This is a genomic window from Arthrobacter sp. BE255, from assembly GCF_031457335.1.
In the GTDB taxonomy this organism is placed as follows: Bacteria; Actinomycetota; Actinomycetes; order Actinomycetales; family Micrococcaceae; genus Arthrobacter.
The window spans coordinates 72,257-87,013 of sequence record NZ_JAVDWK010000007.1 but is presented as its reverse complement, the minus strand read 5'-3'; the positions used below and the strand labels follow the sequence as shown (position 1 = coordinate 87,013).

Genomic DNA, 14,757 nt, shown 5'->3' with positions numbered 1-14,757 from the left:
GAGCTAGGCTGAACGTATGACCACGACACACCGGCGACCACCAGCACCGCAGCCTGAGCTGTACCGGTTCACCGGCCTCGATTTCGGCACGCTGGGCCTGTATGTGGCGGTGGCGGCGTTCTTCGCCCTGGCCGGGGAACTGCTCCGGCCGTTCCTGCGGCAGCTGGCCCCCAGCCCTGCCGTGGCGTCCTACGGCGTCACCCTGGTTATCTACGGCAGCATCGGCACCCTGGCGCTGCTCGCCGCGCGCCGGGTGGTGGCGCGTGACCTCCGCGTCCTGGCCACCCGTCCGTGGTTCACGCTGATGATGGTGCCGGCGGCGGTGGTGGCCATGATGATCCTCACCGCACTCGTGGTGGCGGCCGGCGGCGACGTCCAGACCTCGGCGAACCAGGCCGGCCTGCAGGCACTGATGCAGCAGGTCCCGGCCTGGCTGATGATTCCGGTGCTGGTGGTGATCGGCCCCTTTGTGGAGGAGTACATCTTCCGGCACCTGCTGATCGGCAAGCTCAGCCGCCGCCTCAACATCTGGCTGTGCTGCGCGATATCCGTGATCCTGTTCGCAGGCATCCACATCGCAGGCCAGGAGGCCATCACGCTCACGGCCCTGCTTCCCTATCTGGCTATGGGCGCCACGCTGGTGTTTGTGTACGTGTGGACCGGGAAGAACCTGATGTTCTCCTACTTTGTGCACGCCGCCAAGAACCTGCTGGCGGTGGTGTTCATCTACGCCATCCCGCCCGAGCTGTTCGAGCAGCTCCAGCAGGTCCAGGCCTGAAACAACCAACGCGGGGTCAGATAACGCCCAAAAATGGGGTGTTTAAGGGCCTAGAGTGACCCCGCGTTGCTTTGGCCAGGAACGTCTAGGAGAGGCTGCGTCCGCGCAGCGTGAAGCGGTGGGTGCCGCGGGTCCGGCCGGTGATGTAGACCCTGACGCCGTCCGTGGCGTTGGTGCCGGAAAGGTACCGGTAGGCCTCGCCCGGGTTGTACAACGGCGGGTTGTCCGGGTCCGCGGGAATGCCCGGACCGAACTCGATGGCGTCGTCCCCCACCCGGTAGCTTCCCGTGCCGGATGTCAGCTGGAATGCCTCCCCACCGGAAGCCCCGGAAGGTACGACGGCGGGACCCGCCACCCCGGTCAGCTCGCCACCGGGACGGAAGGTCAGCTCAAGCGCGAACGACGTGTCCGCCCCGCCGAAGTCCAGCTCCACCTCGACAACATCGCCCCCGGCGCCGCCGCCCGTGTGAACGCTGATGGCCGTGGACAGCCGGTGCTCCACCGTGGGCCGGTGGCCGAAGTCCATGCTGGCGCTGAAGCGGCCCTCGTGCACCAGGGCGTAGATGCCGTCCTGCCGGTGCTTCTCCGGCGGCAGGGGCAGGTAAAAGTTCGCCCGCTGTTCCTCGCTCAGACGGACGGTACCCGCGCCGGGGTCGGCGCTGACCGTTTGGCTCCGGAACGGGCCCAGGTCGAAGAAGCTGCGGGACAGCCGCACGTCGGTCAGGACCGCATCGCCGTGGGCAAGGCGCAGGAACGTGGGGTTGCTCGAAAGCCCTGACACCACGCCCGGCACCAGTTCGTCGCACCCGCCAAACACGGTCACCACGTTTCCTGCCTTGCGGAACCGGTGGACCCCGCAGGTGGCCAGCTCGGCGCGGTCCGGTGCCATGACCGGCGGCAGGCCGCCGTCAAGGACGCCTGGGGCGGCAGGAAACTCGGACCCCAGCCACGGATCCAGCCGGGTCCTCGCCAGCGCCTTGGCCGGTTCCAGCAGCGGGAACTGCTGCAGCCAGGCAGCCGCGGCGGCGAAGTCTGCCCTGCCGTCCTGGTTGGCCATCCGGCGGTACAGCAGCTGGAACGACTCGCCGTCGAACGTAAACCACTGGTCCTGGCGGCGCGAGAACAGGGACTCGATGCTGCCGTCGGCGTTGAACCAGGGCAGGAACGCGGCCAGGTTGCCCCGGACATGTTCCAGCAGCTCCGCCCGGCCGGCGCAGTCGGCGATGGCCAGCAGCGACGGGTTGGTGACCGCGGTGGCGTACAGCGGGCTCCGCTCCGAATACATGCCGTCCGGCAGCTGGTCGATCCCCTCGGCCAGCCACTGCCCGATGCGCTCCGAAATCTCCGGCCGGGGGCTGCCTTCGCGCTCCTGCAGCGCATGGATCCGTGCGAGCGCGGCGCACAGCTCCCACCGGTGGTTGGGGGTGTGCACTCCCCCGGTGACCAGGGCGTCGGTGATGCGTCCGACGACGGCGCGCAGCCGCCGTCGAACGTCTGCCAGACCGCCGTCCGCCCCGCCGCCGTCCCTGGCCGCCCCGCCGTCGTCAATCCCGCCGTCCTTGGCAGCGTCCATAATCTCCAGCGCCATGCAGGCGTCGTTGATGGTGAAGGCCGAGTCCGGCGGAGAGCTCAGGTTGGTGCCGTCGAACAGGCCGGTGGGCCCCTGCAGGTGCTCCAGCCGCGCCACGCAGGCGGCCATGGCCGCGGGGAGCCCCGGGGCGCCGCGGTGCGCGGACCCCGGTTCGGTGTACACCGTGGCCAGGGCCAGCAGCCTGCTCATGGCGGCGCGGTGCGGAAGAGCCGCCACGCCGCCGTCGTCCGCCGTCAGCAGCGCGTCCACGTAGGCGTCCGCGGCCTGCACCAGGCCGCCAACGAACGCGGCGTCGGCGGCCGATACCTGCGGCTGGTCTATGCCGTCCTTCACAACGATCACTCTTTAGTCCTTCAGGCCGGCCGAGACGTCGGCGTTGAGCACGTACTTCTGGAAAACCGCGAACACGAGCACCAGCGGCAGGATGGAGATCACCGAGGCGCCCAGCAGCACCGGCCAGTCGATGTTCTCCGCACCCACAATGCTGCGCAGTGCCACCTGGAGGGTGTACCACTTGGGGTCATTGAGCACGATCAGCGGCCAGATGTAGTCGTTCCAGCGCCACTGGAAGGAGAAGATGGCCAGCGTGAACAGGATGGGCCTGGACAGCGGCAGCATGATCCGGAAGAAGATGGCCAGCTCGCTGGCACCGTCGATCCGGGCCGAATGCAGCAGGTCATCCGGAACCGTCAGGAAGAACTGGCGGAACATAAACACACCCGTGGCCGTCAGCACGGACGGCACGATGATGCCGGCCAGCGAGTTGTACAGGCCGAGGTCGCGGATCACCGAGAACGTCGGGTTCAGGATCACCTCCGTGGGCAGCATGGTGGTGGCCAGGATGCAGACGAAGAACAGCCGGGTGCCCTTGTTGTTGTACTTGGCCAGCGCGTAGCCGGTGCAGGCACTGAAGAACACGGTGAGCACGGTGGTCACGAGCGAAACCGTGGCGGTGTTCAGGAAGTACCGGGCAAAGTCCACCCGCTCCCACGCGTCAACGAAGCCCTGGAACGTCCATTCCCGCGGGATCATGGACAGCGGATAGCTGAACAGCTCGCTGCCCGGCTTGAACGAGCTCAGCAGGAACCACAGCAGCGGCAGTGCGTAGATGGCCACGATCAGCCAGAGCACACCGGTCAGCGGCGCGGACAGCTTGGTCCGGCCCTCACGGTTGTTGCGTTTGGCCGTGCCGGCAGCGGCCTTCTCGGCGCCGAGGGCGGACTCTTCCGCGACGGCGGGAGGCAGGTTGGCAGCGGTTGCCATGGGTCAGCCCTTCTTCCTGTTGAAGCGCAGCTGGATGAGGGCGATGGCCAGCAGGACCACCATCAGCACCATGGACGCGGCACTCGCGTAGCCCACCTTGGACTGCTCAAAGCCGGTCTTGTAGATGTACTGGACGATCAGGGTGTTCTCCGTGCCCGGGCCGCCGTTCGTCAGCGCCTGGATCATGGCGAACTCCTTCATGGCATGGATGGTGGACAGCAGGATGACCATGAACGACGTCGGCGCGATGCCCGGCAGCGTGACATGCCGGAACCGCTGCCACGCGTTGGCGCCGTCCAGCTCGGCCGCCTCCAGCAGCGCCTCCGGGATGTTCTTCAGCGCCGCGATGAACAGCAGCATGTTGAAGGCGGTGCCGCCCCAGGCCGAGGCGAAGATGACCACCATCAGCGCCAGGTTTCCGTTGCTGGACCACGGAACCGGGCTGCCGCCCAGCGTGGAGATCACGAAGTTCACGAACCCGAAGTCCTGGCCGAACATCCACTTCCAGATGACACCCACCACGATCGGGGAGATCAGCCAGGGAAGGAAGATGATCACCTTCGCCGCGGTCCGGCCCCTGGTGGCCCTGCTGACCAGCAGCGCCGCAATGCCCAGCGACGATACGTAGACCAGCGGCACCGAGAACACCGTGTACAGGAAGGTCCGGCTCAGGGCGGCGTAAAACGTGCTGTCCGCGAAGAGCTTCTGGAAGTTGGCCAGGCCGATGAAGTTCAGCTTGCCGACGCCCCGGTAGTCCGTGAAAGAGTAGATCAGCCCGAGGGCTCCGGGCCAGACGAAGAACACCAGGAAGAGCACCACGTTGACGCCGACCAGGATCAGCGGCGCGATGACGTAGCGGTTGTGCCGCTTCATCTGGGATTTGCTCCGTACGGCGCCTGTGCCGGGCGTCCCCGGCGTCACCGTGGAGCTCAATGTTGGATTAGCCACGGATCAGGCACCGTTGTAGAGCTTCACGATGTTCGCCACCGTGGTCTTGGCGTCCTGGCTGCCGCCGAGCATCTTGACGGTTTCCTCACGCAGCGGATCACCGGAGAACGGCGTCTCGGCGTAGGCCTCGGCCACAACGCGCTTGATGGCGTTGTCACCCTTGGCCTCATTGCCGGCAATCTGCTTCTGGTACAGCTCAAAGGAGGACTGCTGGAACGGGTAGTCAACCTTCAGGTCTGCCTTGACCGGCAGGTACCCGCCGAGCTTGGCGAACTCCGTGTAGTTGGCGTCGTCGTAGAACCATTCGATGAACTTCTTGGCTTCCTCGTCGGCTCCGGTGTCCTTGAACGCGATCATGAAGCCGCCGCCAAGGTTGGTGGCGTTGGCTTCCTTCTTGGGCAGCGGCACGGACATCCATTCGAAGTCCTTGATGTTCTTGTTGAAGTCGGCAACCTGCCAGCTGCCGGAGTAGTACGCGGCAACCTGGCCGCTCTTGAACATGGCGTTGCCGTCCTCGCCGCTGAGCCAGACGGACTTGGGCATGGTCTTGTCGTCGTTGAGCTTCTGGAAGTATTCGAGCGTCTCCACAGCCTCGTCGTCCGCGGCGTACTTGTCGCCTTCCTTGGCGAACGCCGTGCTGCCGAACTCGTACATCATGGCGCGCAGCCGGTGGCCGGAGCGGTCCATGACCACGCCGTATTTGGCGCCGGCCTTCTCGCGGACCTCGTTGACGGCGGCGACGAACTCATCCCAGGTCCAGGCGTCCTCGATGGCGGTGGGGAACGCCACGCCGGCCTTGGCGAAGAGGCTCTTGTTCACGAACAGCCCGACGGCGGTGAGGTCGGACGGGATGGCCGGAATGGTTCCGTCCGGGGCTTGCTGCAGGAACTTTTCGTCGATCTTCCGGGACTTGGCGATGTCCGTGAGGTCCTGGAGCTGGTTGACCCACAGCGGGTCGAGGCCGGTGACGCGGGCCAGGGCCGGCAGGTCGTTGGCGGTGGCGGCGTTCTTGAGCTTGGTGGTGATGTCCGCGGTGGGAACGTCCACCACCTCGATGGTGATGCCGGTGGCTTCCTTGTACTTCGCGGCGGCTGCGGCGAACGCCCCGCCCTGGTTGGTGTCACCGGAAAGGACCAGCTGAAGGGTCTTGGCCCCGCCGTCAGTTGTACCGCCTCCGCCGCCCCCACAGGCTGAAAGTCCGACGGCGAGGGCTGAGAGGCCAAAGGCCGTCAGTCCGAACTGCCTGCGGCTGATGCTGGAGATTCTTGTCTGCTCTGACAATGCTCTGTCCTGTCTCACGATGCGTGCCGTGCCTGGGGGCATGGCTGGAAGATGCTGGCGGCGGGCCCGGAGGCCGCATTGCCAACGATTCGGAAAAGCCTTTCCTCCCCCAACTGTGATCCATGTCATGACAATATGTCAAGATAACGTACGCACAATTTCCAACGATGCAGAAGGGGGTGCCTACCCTACCGGCCAGCCCGCCGCCGTCGTAGTTTGGTCGCATGGGACTGAACATTCAGATTGTCACGGATTGCAGGAACCCCCACGACCTCGCGGATTGGTGGGCCGAGACCCTGGACTGGGCGGTGGAGCCGCAGGACGAAGGCTTCATCCGGTCCATGATCGAGCAGGGCTTCGCTACGGAGGACCAGACCCTGATACACAAAGGCAGGCTCGTGTGGCGCGACGGCTGCGCCATCCGGCCGCCCGAGGAGCTCGACGTGGCCAAGCCGGAACGGCGCCTCCTGTTCCAGACCGCGCCCGAATCAAAGACCGTCAAGAACCGGGTGCACTGGGACGTGGACCTGGCCGGCCGGGACAAGGACGAGGTCCGCCGCCAGCTCGAAGCCCGGGGAGCGACGTTCCTCTGGAGTGCCAGCCAGGGGCCGCATTCCTGGCACACCATGGCGGACCCCGAGGGGAACGAGTTCTGCATCAGCTGAGCCGATTACTAGACTTGTCCGGTGAGCAACCAATTCCCCGCCAAGGTGTCCGACGTTTTTGATCCGTCCCGCTGGCGCACCGTGTCCGGCTTTGACGACTTCCAGGACATGACGTACCACCGCCAGGTGGAGCGAGCCGCGGATGGTTCCGTCACCAGGGACCTGCCCACGGTCCGGATCGCCTTCAACCGGCCGGAGGTCCGCAACGCCTTCCGCCCCGGCACCGTGGACGAGCTCTACCGCGCCATGGACCACGCCCGGATGACCCCGGACGTGGCCACCGTGCTGCTCACCGGCAATGGCCCCTCCCCCAAAGACGGCGGGCACTCGTTCTGCTCCGGCGGCGACCAGCGGATCAGGGGACGGGACGGGTACCGCTATGCCGACGGCGAGACCCAGGAAACCATCGACCCCGCCCGCGCCGGCCGGCTCCACATCCTGGAAGTCCAGCGGCTGATGCGCACCATGCCCAAGGTGGTCATCGCCGTCGTCAACGGCTGGGCGGCCGGCGGCGGCCACTCGCTGCACGTCGTCTCGGACCTCACCATCGCCTCCCGCCAGCACGGCAAATTCAAGCAGACCGACGCCACGGTGGGCAGTTTCGATGCCGGCTACGGCTCGGCGCTGCTGGCCCGCCAGATCGGCCAGAAGGCGGCCCGTGAAATCTTCTTCCTGGCCCGCGAATATTCCGCCGAGGACATGGTCCGGATGGGCGCGGTGAACGAGGCCGTGGACCACGAACGGCTTGAGGACGTTGCCCTGGAGTACGCCGCCGACATCGCCCGGCAGTCCCCGCAGGCCATCCGCATGCTGAAGTTCGCTTTCAACCTCGCCGACGACGGACTGGCCGGCCAGCAGGTCTTTGCCGGCGAGGCCACGCGCCTGGCGTACATGACGGACGAAGCCGTGGAGGGCAAAGAGGCGTTCCTGGAAAAACGCGACCCCGACTGGTCCCGTTTCCCGCACTATTTCTAAGGCAGGACTCCCATGAATATCGGCCCCGTAGACATCGACCCCGCCCTCAAGGCGCTGGCCGCCGCCCTCCACGGTGAGGGACCCGCCGTCGAACTTTCCGTCGGCGACGACGGCGGCCTGGTGGTGGGCCACGTGGAGACCCCCGGCTGCGACGACGCCGTGGCAGTGGTCCGCACCTCCGGCTCCACCGGAACCCCCAAGGCCACCATCCTCACAGTGGAGGCCCTGGCCGCCTCCTCCATGGCCACCGCCTTCGCGCTCAAAGGCGAAGGCCAGTGGCTGCTGGCCCTGCCGGTGCAGTATGTGGCCGGCGTGCAGGTGCTGGTGCGTTCGCTGTTCGCCGGTACCCGCCCGTGGGTCATGGACATGTCGCACGGCTTCACCCCGGAGGCCTTCACCGCGGCGGCCCTGGAGCTGACGGACAAGCACCGCTACACCTCCCTGGTGCCCACCCAGCTGCAGCGGCTCCTGGAGGACCCGGCCCCGGAAACCCTGGCGGCGCTGCGGCGCTTCAACGGCGTCCTGCTCGGCGGCGCCCCGGCCCCTGCCAGGCTGCTGGACGCGGCTCGCGAAGCCGGCGTCCGCGTGTTCACCACGTACGGTTCCGCCGAAACCTGCGGCGGCTGCATCTATGACGGCTACCCGCTGGAAGGCTCGGCCGTCCGGATCGCCGAGGACGGCCACATCCTCCTGGGCGGCGACACCATCGCCGCCGGATACCTGGACGCCCCGGACCAGACCGCCGATGTTTTCTTCGAGGAGGACGGCGTGCGCTGGTACCGCACCAGCGACCTCGGCAGCCTCGACGCCGACGGCCGGCTCACTGTCCTCGGCCGCGCCGACGACGTGATCATCACCGGCGGCGTCAAGGTCTCCGCGGCGCACGTGCAGGAAGAGCTGGAGAAGTCCGACGGCGTCACGGCGGCTTTTGTGGCCGGCGTACCGTCCGCGGAGTGGGGGCAGGCCGTGGCCGCCTACGTGGCCGTCTCGCCTGGGTTTGCCGCAGCCGCCCCGGGCGATGCCCCGGGCACTGCCGTATCCGGCGGGGATCCCGCCGTCGTCCTGCACCAGGAATGGCACCGTACGCTGGGGCTTCTCGCGCCGAAAACGGTGCTCACCGCGCCGGAGCTTCTCATGCTGCCCAACGGAAAACCCGACCGCCTGGCCATGACCGGCCGGCTCAACTCCCTGCACCAGGGAAAGTAAAGTAGTCCTGCACCGGTCGCGGCTTCGCGGCAGGTGCGTCACCGATTCGCCGAACCCCGACCCAACACGAGGTACTTACCGTGGCCACAGCCGCACAATGGATCCAAGGCGCCCGACTCCGCACATTGCCGGCGGCGATCGCCCCGGTACTGATCGGCACCGCCGCAGCCTACGAAATGGATTCGTTCCTGCTCTTCAACGCGGTCCTGGCCGCGCTTGTGGCGCTGCTCCTGCAGATCGGTGTCAATTACGCCAACGACTACTCGGACGGCATCCGCGGCACGGATGAGGACCGGGTGGGCCCGTTGCGCCTGGTCGGATCCGGCGCCGCACAGCCCGAGCACGTCAAGTACGCGGCCTTCGGCGCGTTCGCTGCCGCCATGGTGGTGGGCCTGGTGCTGGTGGTGATCACCCAGAGCTGGTGGCTGATCCTGGTGGGACTGGGCTGCGTGATGGCGGCCTGGGGCTACACCGGCGGCAAGAACCCCTACGGCTACATGGGCCTGGGCGACGTTTTTGTCTTCGTCTTCTTTGGCCTGGTGGCAACGCTGGGCACCACGTACACGCAGGCCGGGCAGATCAACCTCGCGTCCATCATCGGCGCGATCGGGACGGGGCTTATCGCCTGCGCCCTGCTGATGGCCAACAACGTCCGGGACATCCCCACGGACATCCAGGCCGGGAAGAAAACGCTGGCGGTGCGCCTCGGCGACAAGCATGCACGCGAAAGCTACGTGCTGATGCTGGCCGTGGCGATCCTGCTGGTGATCATCCTGGCGCCGGGGCGCCCGTGGATGCTGATCGTCCTGCTCCTGATCCCCGCCTGCCTGATGCCGGCGTGGCTGATGATCAACGGGCGCAAGCGCAAGAGCCTTATCCCGGTGCTGAAGCAGACCGGCCTGATCAACCTCGGCTACAGCCTGCTGTTCTCACTGGGACTGGTGCTCAGCCACGGCTTCTAGCTGGTGGTGCCCTTGGGTTCCGTGGGAGCAGGGCTTGCCGGCTTGGGGCTTGCGGGCTTGGCGTCCGTGCGGATGGTGACGTCCGGGTTGCTGTCCACCAGGGCATCCTCGGCCTGTGCGTCGTCCACCTCACCGGCGGTGCGCAGCGGCTGGGCTTTGCCGGTGAACCGTCGGCGCATGGCCGCGGTGGCGTCGTCGCGCTGTTGCTGGAAGAACAGGTAGCTGACCGCGAACGCGATGCCGGCGGCGCAGATGACGGACATCACTGCCCCCAGCCCGAGGTAGAGGAACAGCACAAAGAGCGGCGCGAACAGCGCCAGCCGGATCAGGGAGTATTTCAGGAAAGCCACCATCCAAGTTTAGCCGTCCTGCCTGAACGCCCGCCCCGTCCGGACGATAGACTTAATGCCATGCTCTTCCGTGTGGTTCTCGCCGTCGCAGTACTTGCCATCTTTGTGTATGGCCTGGTGGACGTGATCCGAACTGACGGACGCCTCACCCGGGGCATCTCCAAGCCCGCCTGGATCATCGTGATGATTGTCCTGCCCGTGCTGGGCGCCATTCTCTGGCTCCTGATCGGCCGTCCGCGCGGCAATCCGCCGGTCCGGCAGAACTACAGCCATCCCACCGCCCCGGACGATGACCCCGATTTCCTGCGCAACCTCGAACTCCGCCGCCGCAACCAGGCGGAGGCCTCGCGCCTGAAGAAGCTCAAGGATGAGCTGGAGGCCAAGGCCGACGGCGGTTCCTCCGGCGCCAGCCCGGACGCCGGCGGCCGTGGGCCCGGTGCGTCGGGCAGCGCCGACGGCGGAGCGGCCGGCGATGCCAGCAGCGGGGATGCCGACACGCACGATACGGACGAACGGAAGTAGCACCCGTGGCTGACGAACCCGACGGAGAACAGCAGCTGCGGACCACCCGGCCCGCACCCCCGTCAGGCGAGCCAGCCGCGCCACCAGGTCCCGCCCGGCCTGCCCCTTCCCGGCCTTCCGGTCCACCTGCTCCGCCGCGTCCGGGTCTGTCGTATTCCTCCCCGGCGCCAATCGTGGTGACACCTCCCACGCCGCGCTCAATCCGTGCGGCCCAAACGCTCTGGGTGTTCAGTTTCGTCGCCGGTTTCGCCGTGCTTGCAGGTTCCTTCCTCACCCGTGATTCACACCTGGAACGGCTGCGGACCGTGGTGGATGGGATGGCGCCCGGGGGCGACGCCGATGCCCTGACTGCTGCGTCGGCCATCGTCTTCTGGGGCAGCATGGGCGCCATGCTGCTGGTGATCCTCCTCGAAGCGGCCGCCCTGGCGATTGTCAACGGCCGGCAAGGCTGGGTCCGCTGGCTGATGATCCCGTTGCTGCTCGTCCATGTGGGGGCGGTGCTGGTGGCCGAGGCCTTCCTTGTTCCCGAGGGCGACGGCGGCAGCTATGTCTGGCTGCTGTGGGGGACGCAGATGCTGATGGCATTCGTGGGGCTGGTGCTGCTGTTCATGCCCGCCAGCAATGCCTGGCTTCGGTCCCGGAAGCGGGGCTAGTGGTTCAGCTGCAGGGCGGCGACCTCGGCGAGGACGCCTTCGCAGCTGCGCATGACCACGCGGCAAACGTCCTGCCCTGAACGGTCCGTCAAAGGACTCTCCGACACCAGCCGCCAGCGGCGCAGGCATTCGCGGGCCGCTGCGGTGACAGCCTCGGGTGTGGCCTCCGGTTCAAGGCCCAGCCGGAGATGCGCCGCGGTGCCCGCGCCGCCGATCAGCCTCTCGGCTTCGAACGCCAGATCGTCGTTGAGGGACGTTCCGGTGGTGCGCAGGGTAGCCAGCAGGCGCAACTCCCGGAATTCGTGGGCGTTGACCTGGAGCCGTTCCAGTGCCGCCGCCAGATGTCCTGCGCCCTCGGGCGGCGGCGAGGTCCGGAGCAGGGTTTCCAGGCCCACCAATGCGGTGCGTGCCTTCAGGGCGTCGGCACGGGAATGGAACTGCCGGGCCACCATGGCCAGCAGCGGGTCAAGGCCGCTGCGCCTGGCAAGTTCGTGCGCCAATGGCGTGGGATCCGTGAAGCCCGCCCGGATCAGGACCACACCCAGCCTGATCCCGAACAGCCCGAACCGCGCCAGGAGCGAGGCCCTGGCTTCTGCGCCTAAGCCCTCCGGCACGCCGGCCCGCAGGAACCTGTCCGCGGAGAGCAACAGCTTCTCCCGGGCCGCCCGGTCCATGCCGGCAAGGAGGGCCAGCGAGTCGAAGTCCGACTGTCGCATGCTCCGGGCGCTCTGCGCCAGGAGGCCGGCCACCGGGACCACCCCCAATGCCAGCTTTCGCAGGCTGTGGTCCCGGCGATACCGCTCGGCGATATCCCCGGCAGAAAGCAGGGAATCGATCCGGCCCGCGCCGATCTCGTCGGCCCTGGACAGCACGACCAGGGCGTTGACAGTGCCGGATCGCCCGGCTTCGGTATCCCTGAACGACTCTAGGAACCGAAGGTCGGAGGCATGCATATGCCGCATGAGGTATATGACGGCGTCGGCCTCGGAGGGTGAGTCCTCCGGCGTGAGGAAGCTGACGGACCGGGCAGAAACATCTTCGGACAGGGACGCGATTCCCGGTGTGTCGATCAGGGTGACGGCCCGCAGGCTCTCCGAGGGCCATTCCACCACCAGCCGGTCCACGTCCTGGGCACGTTCGGTTCCCAGGACGAACACCAGCCGCCCGTCAACGCGCTTCAGCGGCAGCGTGCGCGGCGCACCGTCCACAGGGTAGAGGGTGATCCGCGGCGAGTGCCCGTACCGGTACCAGGTGACGATGCGGGTGCATTCACCGGTGTCGGTGGGCGCAATCTCCTCGCCGATGATGGCGTTGAGCAGGGTGGATTTGCCGGCTTTCACCATGCCCGCCACGGCAACCCGCAGCGGCTCGGCAAGCCTTGTAGCGTAGCCTTCCAAGGCTGCCGTCGCCGCCGGGTCATTCCGGTACACGGCGCGGGCCTCCTGGATCAGGTCAGCCACTCCGGCGCTGGTAGCCTCCCTCATCCGGCCGCCACCACTGCAGGGGCCGCCGGTGGTGCGGCGGCCGGTGTGCCTGCGGGCGTCGCTGTTGCGTTGGCCGTCACCGCTGTGGCTGTCACCGGTTTGGCTGCCGCCGGCTCGGCCGCCACCGACTCGGCCATGCGGTGCAGGGCATCCACCCGCTTGAGTTCAGCCCTGATGTCCCGGATCCGCATCTCCTTTTCCAGCTTGTAGGTTGTGGCGGCTTTCTGTGCGGCGGCCACGGAGTCGGAGAGCGAGCGGTGATGCTCTTCAGCGATTTCGGTGAAGTGGTCGCGGGCGGAGCGTTGAACCAGCCGGAGCCGGTCCTTGAGTTGCTTTCCCACCTGGAACACCACATCGTCCAGCTGCCGCCGAACCAGGGCCTTCGCCTCCGTCTGCCTCCGTTTGAGCCTGGCTTCCTTGTCTTCCCGATACGCCTTGCGGCCCAGCAGCAGTCCAGCACCGACTGACAGCGGATTGATCAGGGCCATCCCGAAAATCCCGGTGAGAAGGCCAAACATCAGCACACCGCCGTAGGAACCGCGCATGCCGATCAGGACCTTCTGCATGGGATGGATCTTTCCGTCGTCCAGCCCGGGCATGTCGTCCACGGGATCCAGGACGTCCCCGGTGTCCGATACGCGCAGCACAGGGAGAGCCACTTCCTCCTCGGAAAAGTGTTCAGCCACCTGTGCTGCGAGCCATTGCGAACGTTCGCTGGTCCAAACAAACGTGTCCGAAATTGCGGCTGCGGCGCATTCTTCCAGCCATTTCGAGAACTGCGGCCAGGTGGGGCCCGGGTCGCCCAGGTCAATGGCGGTCTCGGCCTCGCGCTGGATCCGCCGCAGCCGATCCCGGAGGTCGTATTCCATGTCGGCAATAAGATCGCCGATGCCGTCGTTCAGGGTTATCTGCCAGCGCGCTGATCGCTTGCGGAGGTCGTCGGCCTCAAGTTTGGCCGCTTCCAGCCCGGCGATCATCGCCGGTGTTCCTTCCGGGTCCTCCAGTGCCGCCAGCTCCGACTGAAGCGACAGGCGGAGGTTGTCCGTGACGGAGAGGAGGTCCTGGCTCACGGCGCGGCGCTGGATCCGTTCGGCTTTGCCCACGATTTCGTTCCGGAGGTGGCCGATCAGGCCCGGGAAACCGGACTCCGCATTGAGTTCTCCGTCCTGCAGCCGGGCGGCTTCCAGGCGAAGATCCGAGGAAACAGGAAAAAGCGGGATGTCCGGCGATACCAGGGAGAGGTGGCCCCGGTCCAGGTCGGCAACCCTGCGCCATTCCGGGTAAAGGTCGGTCTTGGACAGCACACCCACCACGCTCGGCGTGATCCTCATGGCCTGCTTCAGGAACCTGATCTCCGGTTCGGTGTACTCCTGGGAAGCATCCGAAACCAGCAGCATGGCATCTGCCGTGGGCAACGCGGTAAGGGTGGTCAGTGTGTGGGTGGACCCCAGGCCGCCAACGCCCGGCGAGTCAACGACCGTCAGGCCGCCGGCCAGCACCTTCCGTGGCAGGAAGACTTCGGCGGCCACCAGTTTCCTGGCGTTGCCGGGGTTCCCGCGTTCGGAAACGTAGGTGGCGAGTTCGGCGATGTTGACCGGCTGGCGTTCGAGGGCCGCCTCGTCGCCGGGTTCCGCGTCAGCCCGCGGAAGGAGGACGGATGCCGACGCCGGATCACCGTGCCGGACCAGCGTTGGCACCGATGTGGCGATGTCGTCGTCGACAGGGCACACCGGGGCGTTCACCAAAGCGTTGATGAGCTTGCTTTTGCCCTGTTTGAATTCACCCACCACGATCACCCGGATGCTTGGATCCCGGAGCCGGCGCAGCGTCTGGTCCAGGCGCTTGCGCAGGTCGGCACGGTCTCCGGCGCTGACCAGTTCGATGCCCTGCTCCACGAGCTTTGCCAGTTGCGCGGCAGTGGGGGGCGCCGAGGGCCTTGCCGGTCCTGCCGGGTCTGGCGTCCTTGCCAGTCCTCCGGGGGATGGTGTTGCAGCCACTGCCAGTCCTTTGCTTCAAGTCTCGAAAATGGGACGTTGGGGTTCCCGTGAGAAGTGCCCGACAGGTGTACTGGGCCACCTG

Annotated in this window: 14 protein-coding genes; 7 read left to right on the top strand and 7 right to left on the bottom strand. The window is 66.9% G+C overall.

Annotation, left to right across the window (positions count from 1 at the left end):
• Positions 1-16 precede the first annotated feature (16 nt).
• Entirely contained in the window at positions 17-778 is a 762-nt protein-coding gene (locus J2X42_RS13445) for a lysostaphin resistance A-like protein (protein WP_310165911.1), read from the top strand.
• Between the two features lie 85 nt (positions 779-863).
• Here the strand turns inward: J2X42_RS13445 and J2X42_RS13440 are convergent, their stop codons facing one another.
• From J2X42_RS13440 to J2X42_RS13425, 4 genes are read right to left on the bottom strand one after another with little or no spacing between them, the layout of a single operon-like run.
• Positions 864-2,711 carry a hypothetical protein gene (locus tag J2X42_RS13440; RefSeq protein ID WP_310165908.1) on the bottom strand — a complete coding sequence of 616 codons (1,848 nt, stop codon included), beginning with the start codon at positions 2,709-2,711 and terminating at the stop codon, positions 864-866.
• Between the two features lie 3 nt (positions 2,712-2,714).
• Positions 2,715-3,632, bottom strand: coding sequence for a carbohydrate ABC transporter permease (locus J2X42_RS13435; protein WP_310165905.1), 918 nt, complete (start codon positions 3,630-3,632; stop codon positions 2,715-2,717).
• A 3-nt stretch (positions 3,633-3,635) separates the two neighbouring features.
• Positions 3,636-4,580, bottom strand: coding sequence for a sugar ABC transporter permease (locus J2X42_RS13430; protein ID WP_310165903.1), 945 nt, complete (start codon positions 4,578-4,580; stop codon positions 3,636-3,638).
• Positions 4,581-4,583: 3 nt separating this feature from the next.
• On the bottom strand, positions 4,584-5,861 hold the full coding sequence (locus tag J2X42_RS13425) for an extracellular solute-binding protein (protein WP_310165900.1): 1,278 nt from the start codon (positions 5,859-5,861) through the stop codon (positions 4,584-4,586).
• Positions 5,862-6,085: 224 nt separating this feature from the next.
• Here J2X42_RS13425 and J2X42_RS13420 point away from each other — a divergent pair, with 224 nt between their 5' ends.
• From J2X42_RS13420 to J2X42_RS13405, 4 genes are all read left to right on the top strand, one after another.
• Positions 6,086-6,526 carry a VOC family protein gene (locus J2X42_RS13420; RefSeq protein ID WP_310165898.1) on the top strand — a complete coding sequence of 147 codons (441 nt, stop codon included), beginning with the start codon at positions 6,086-6,088 and terminating at the stop codon, positions 6,524-6,526.
• A 21-nt stretch (positions 6,527-6,547) separates the two neighbouring features.
• Positions 6,548-7,501, top strand: a complete 954-nt coding sequence (locus J2X42_RS13415) for a 1,4-dihydroxy-2-naphthoyl-CoA synthase (RefSeq protein WP_310165896.1) — start codon at positions 6,548-6,550, stop codon at positions 7,499-7,501.
• Positions 7,502-7,513: 12 nt separating this feature from the next.
• Complete coding sequence (locus J2X42_RS13410; protein ID WP_310165895.1) at positions 7,514-8,707, top strand: AMP-binding protein; 1,194 nt, start codon at positions 7,514-7,516, stop codon at positions 8,705-8,707.
• An 80-nt stretch (positions 8,708-8,787) separates the two neighbouring features.
• On the top strand, positions 8,788-9,669 hold the full coding sequence (locus J2X42_RS13405; RefSeq protein ID WP_310165894.1) for a 1,4-dihydroxy-2-naphthoate polyprenyltransferase: 882 nt from the start codon (positions 8,788-8,790) through the stop codon (positions 9,667-9,669).
• On the opposite strand, the gene J2X42_RS13400 is transcribed toward J2X42_RS13405, so the two are convergent.
• Positions 9,666-10,022, bottom strand: a complete 357-nt coding sequence (locus J2X42_RS13400; RefSeq protein WP_310165892.1) for a DUF4229 domain-containing protein — start codon at positions 10,020-10,022, stop codon at positions 9,666-9,668. The genes J2X42_RS13405 and J2X42_RS13400 overlap by 4 nt on opposite strands.
• Before the next feature lie 57 nt (positions 10,023-10,079).
• Between J2X42_RS13400 and J2X42_RS13395 the strand changes: the two genes are divergently transcribed.
• Complete coding sequence (locus J2X42_RS13395; protein ID WP_310165889.1) at positions 10,080-10,541, top strand: PLD nuclease N-terminal domain-containing protein; 462 nt, start codon at positions 10,080-10,082, stop codon at positions 10,539-10,541.
• Between the two features lie 224 nt (positions 10,542-10,765).
• Positions 10,766-11,194: a hypothetical protein gene (locus tag J2X42_RS13390; RefSeq protein ID WP_310165888.1), complete on the top strand. Its 429-nt coding sequence runs from the start codon at positions 10,766-10,768 to the stop codon at positions 11,192-11,194.
• Here J2X42_RS13390 and J2X42_RS13385 read toward each other — a convergent pair.
• Both J2X42_RS13385 and J2X42_RS13380 read right to left on the bottom strand, forming a co-directional pair.
• On the bottom strand, positions 11,191-12,678 hold the full coding sequence (locus J2X42_RS13385; protein ID WP_310165887.1) for a dynamin family protein: 1,488 nt from the start codon (positions 12,676-12,678) through the stop codon (positions 11,191-11,193). The two genes, J2X42_RS13390 and J2X42_RS13385, sit on opposite strands and share 4 nt — an antisense overlap.
• Positions 12,675-14,585 carry a dynamin family protein gene (locus J2X42_RS13380; protein ID WP_396134079.1) on the bottom strand — a complete coding sequence of 637 codons (1,911 nt, stop codon included), beginning with the start codon at positions 14,583-14,585 and terminating at the stop codon, positions 12,675-12,677. Before J2X42_RS13380 ends, J2X42_RS13385 begins: the two co-directional genes overlap by 4 nt.
• Between the last annotated feature and the right edge of the window lie 172 nt (positions 14,586-14,757).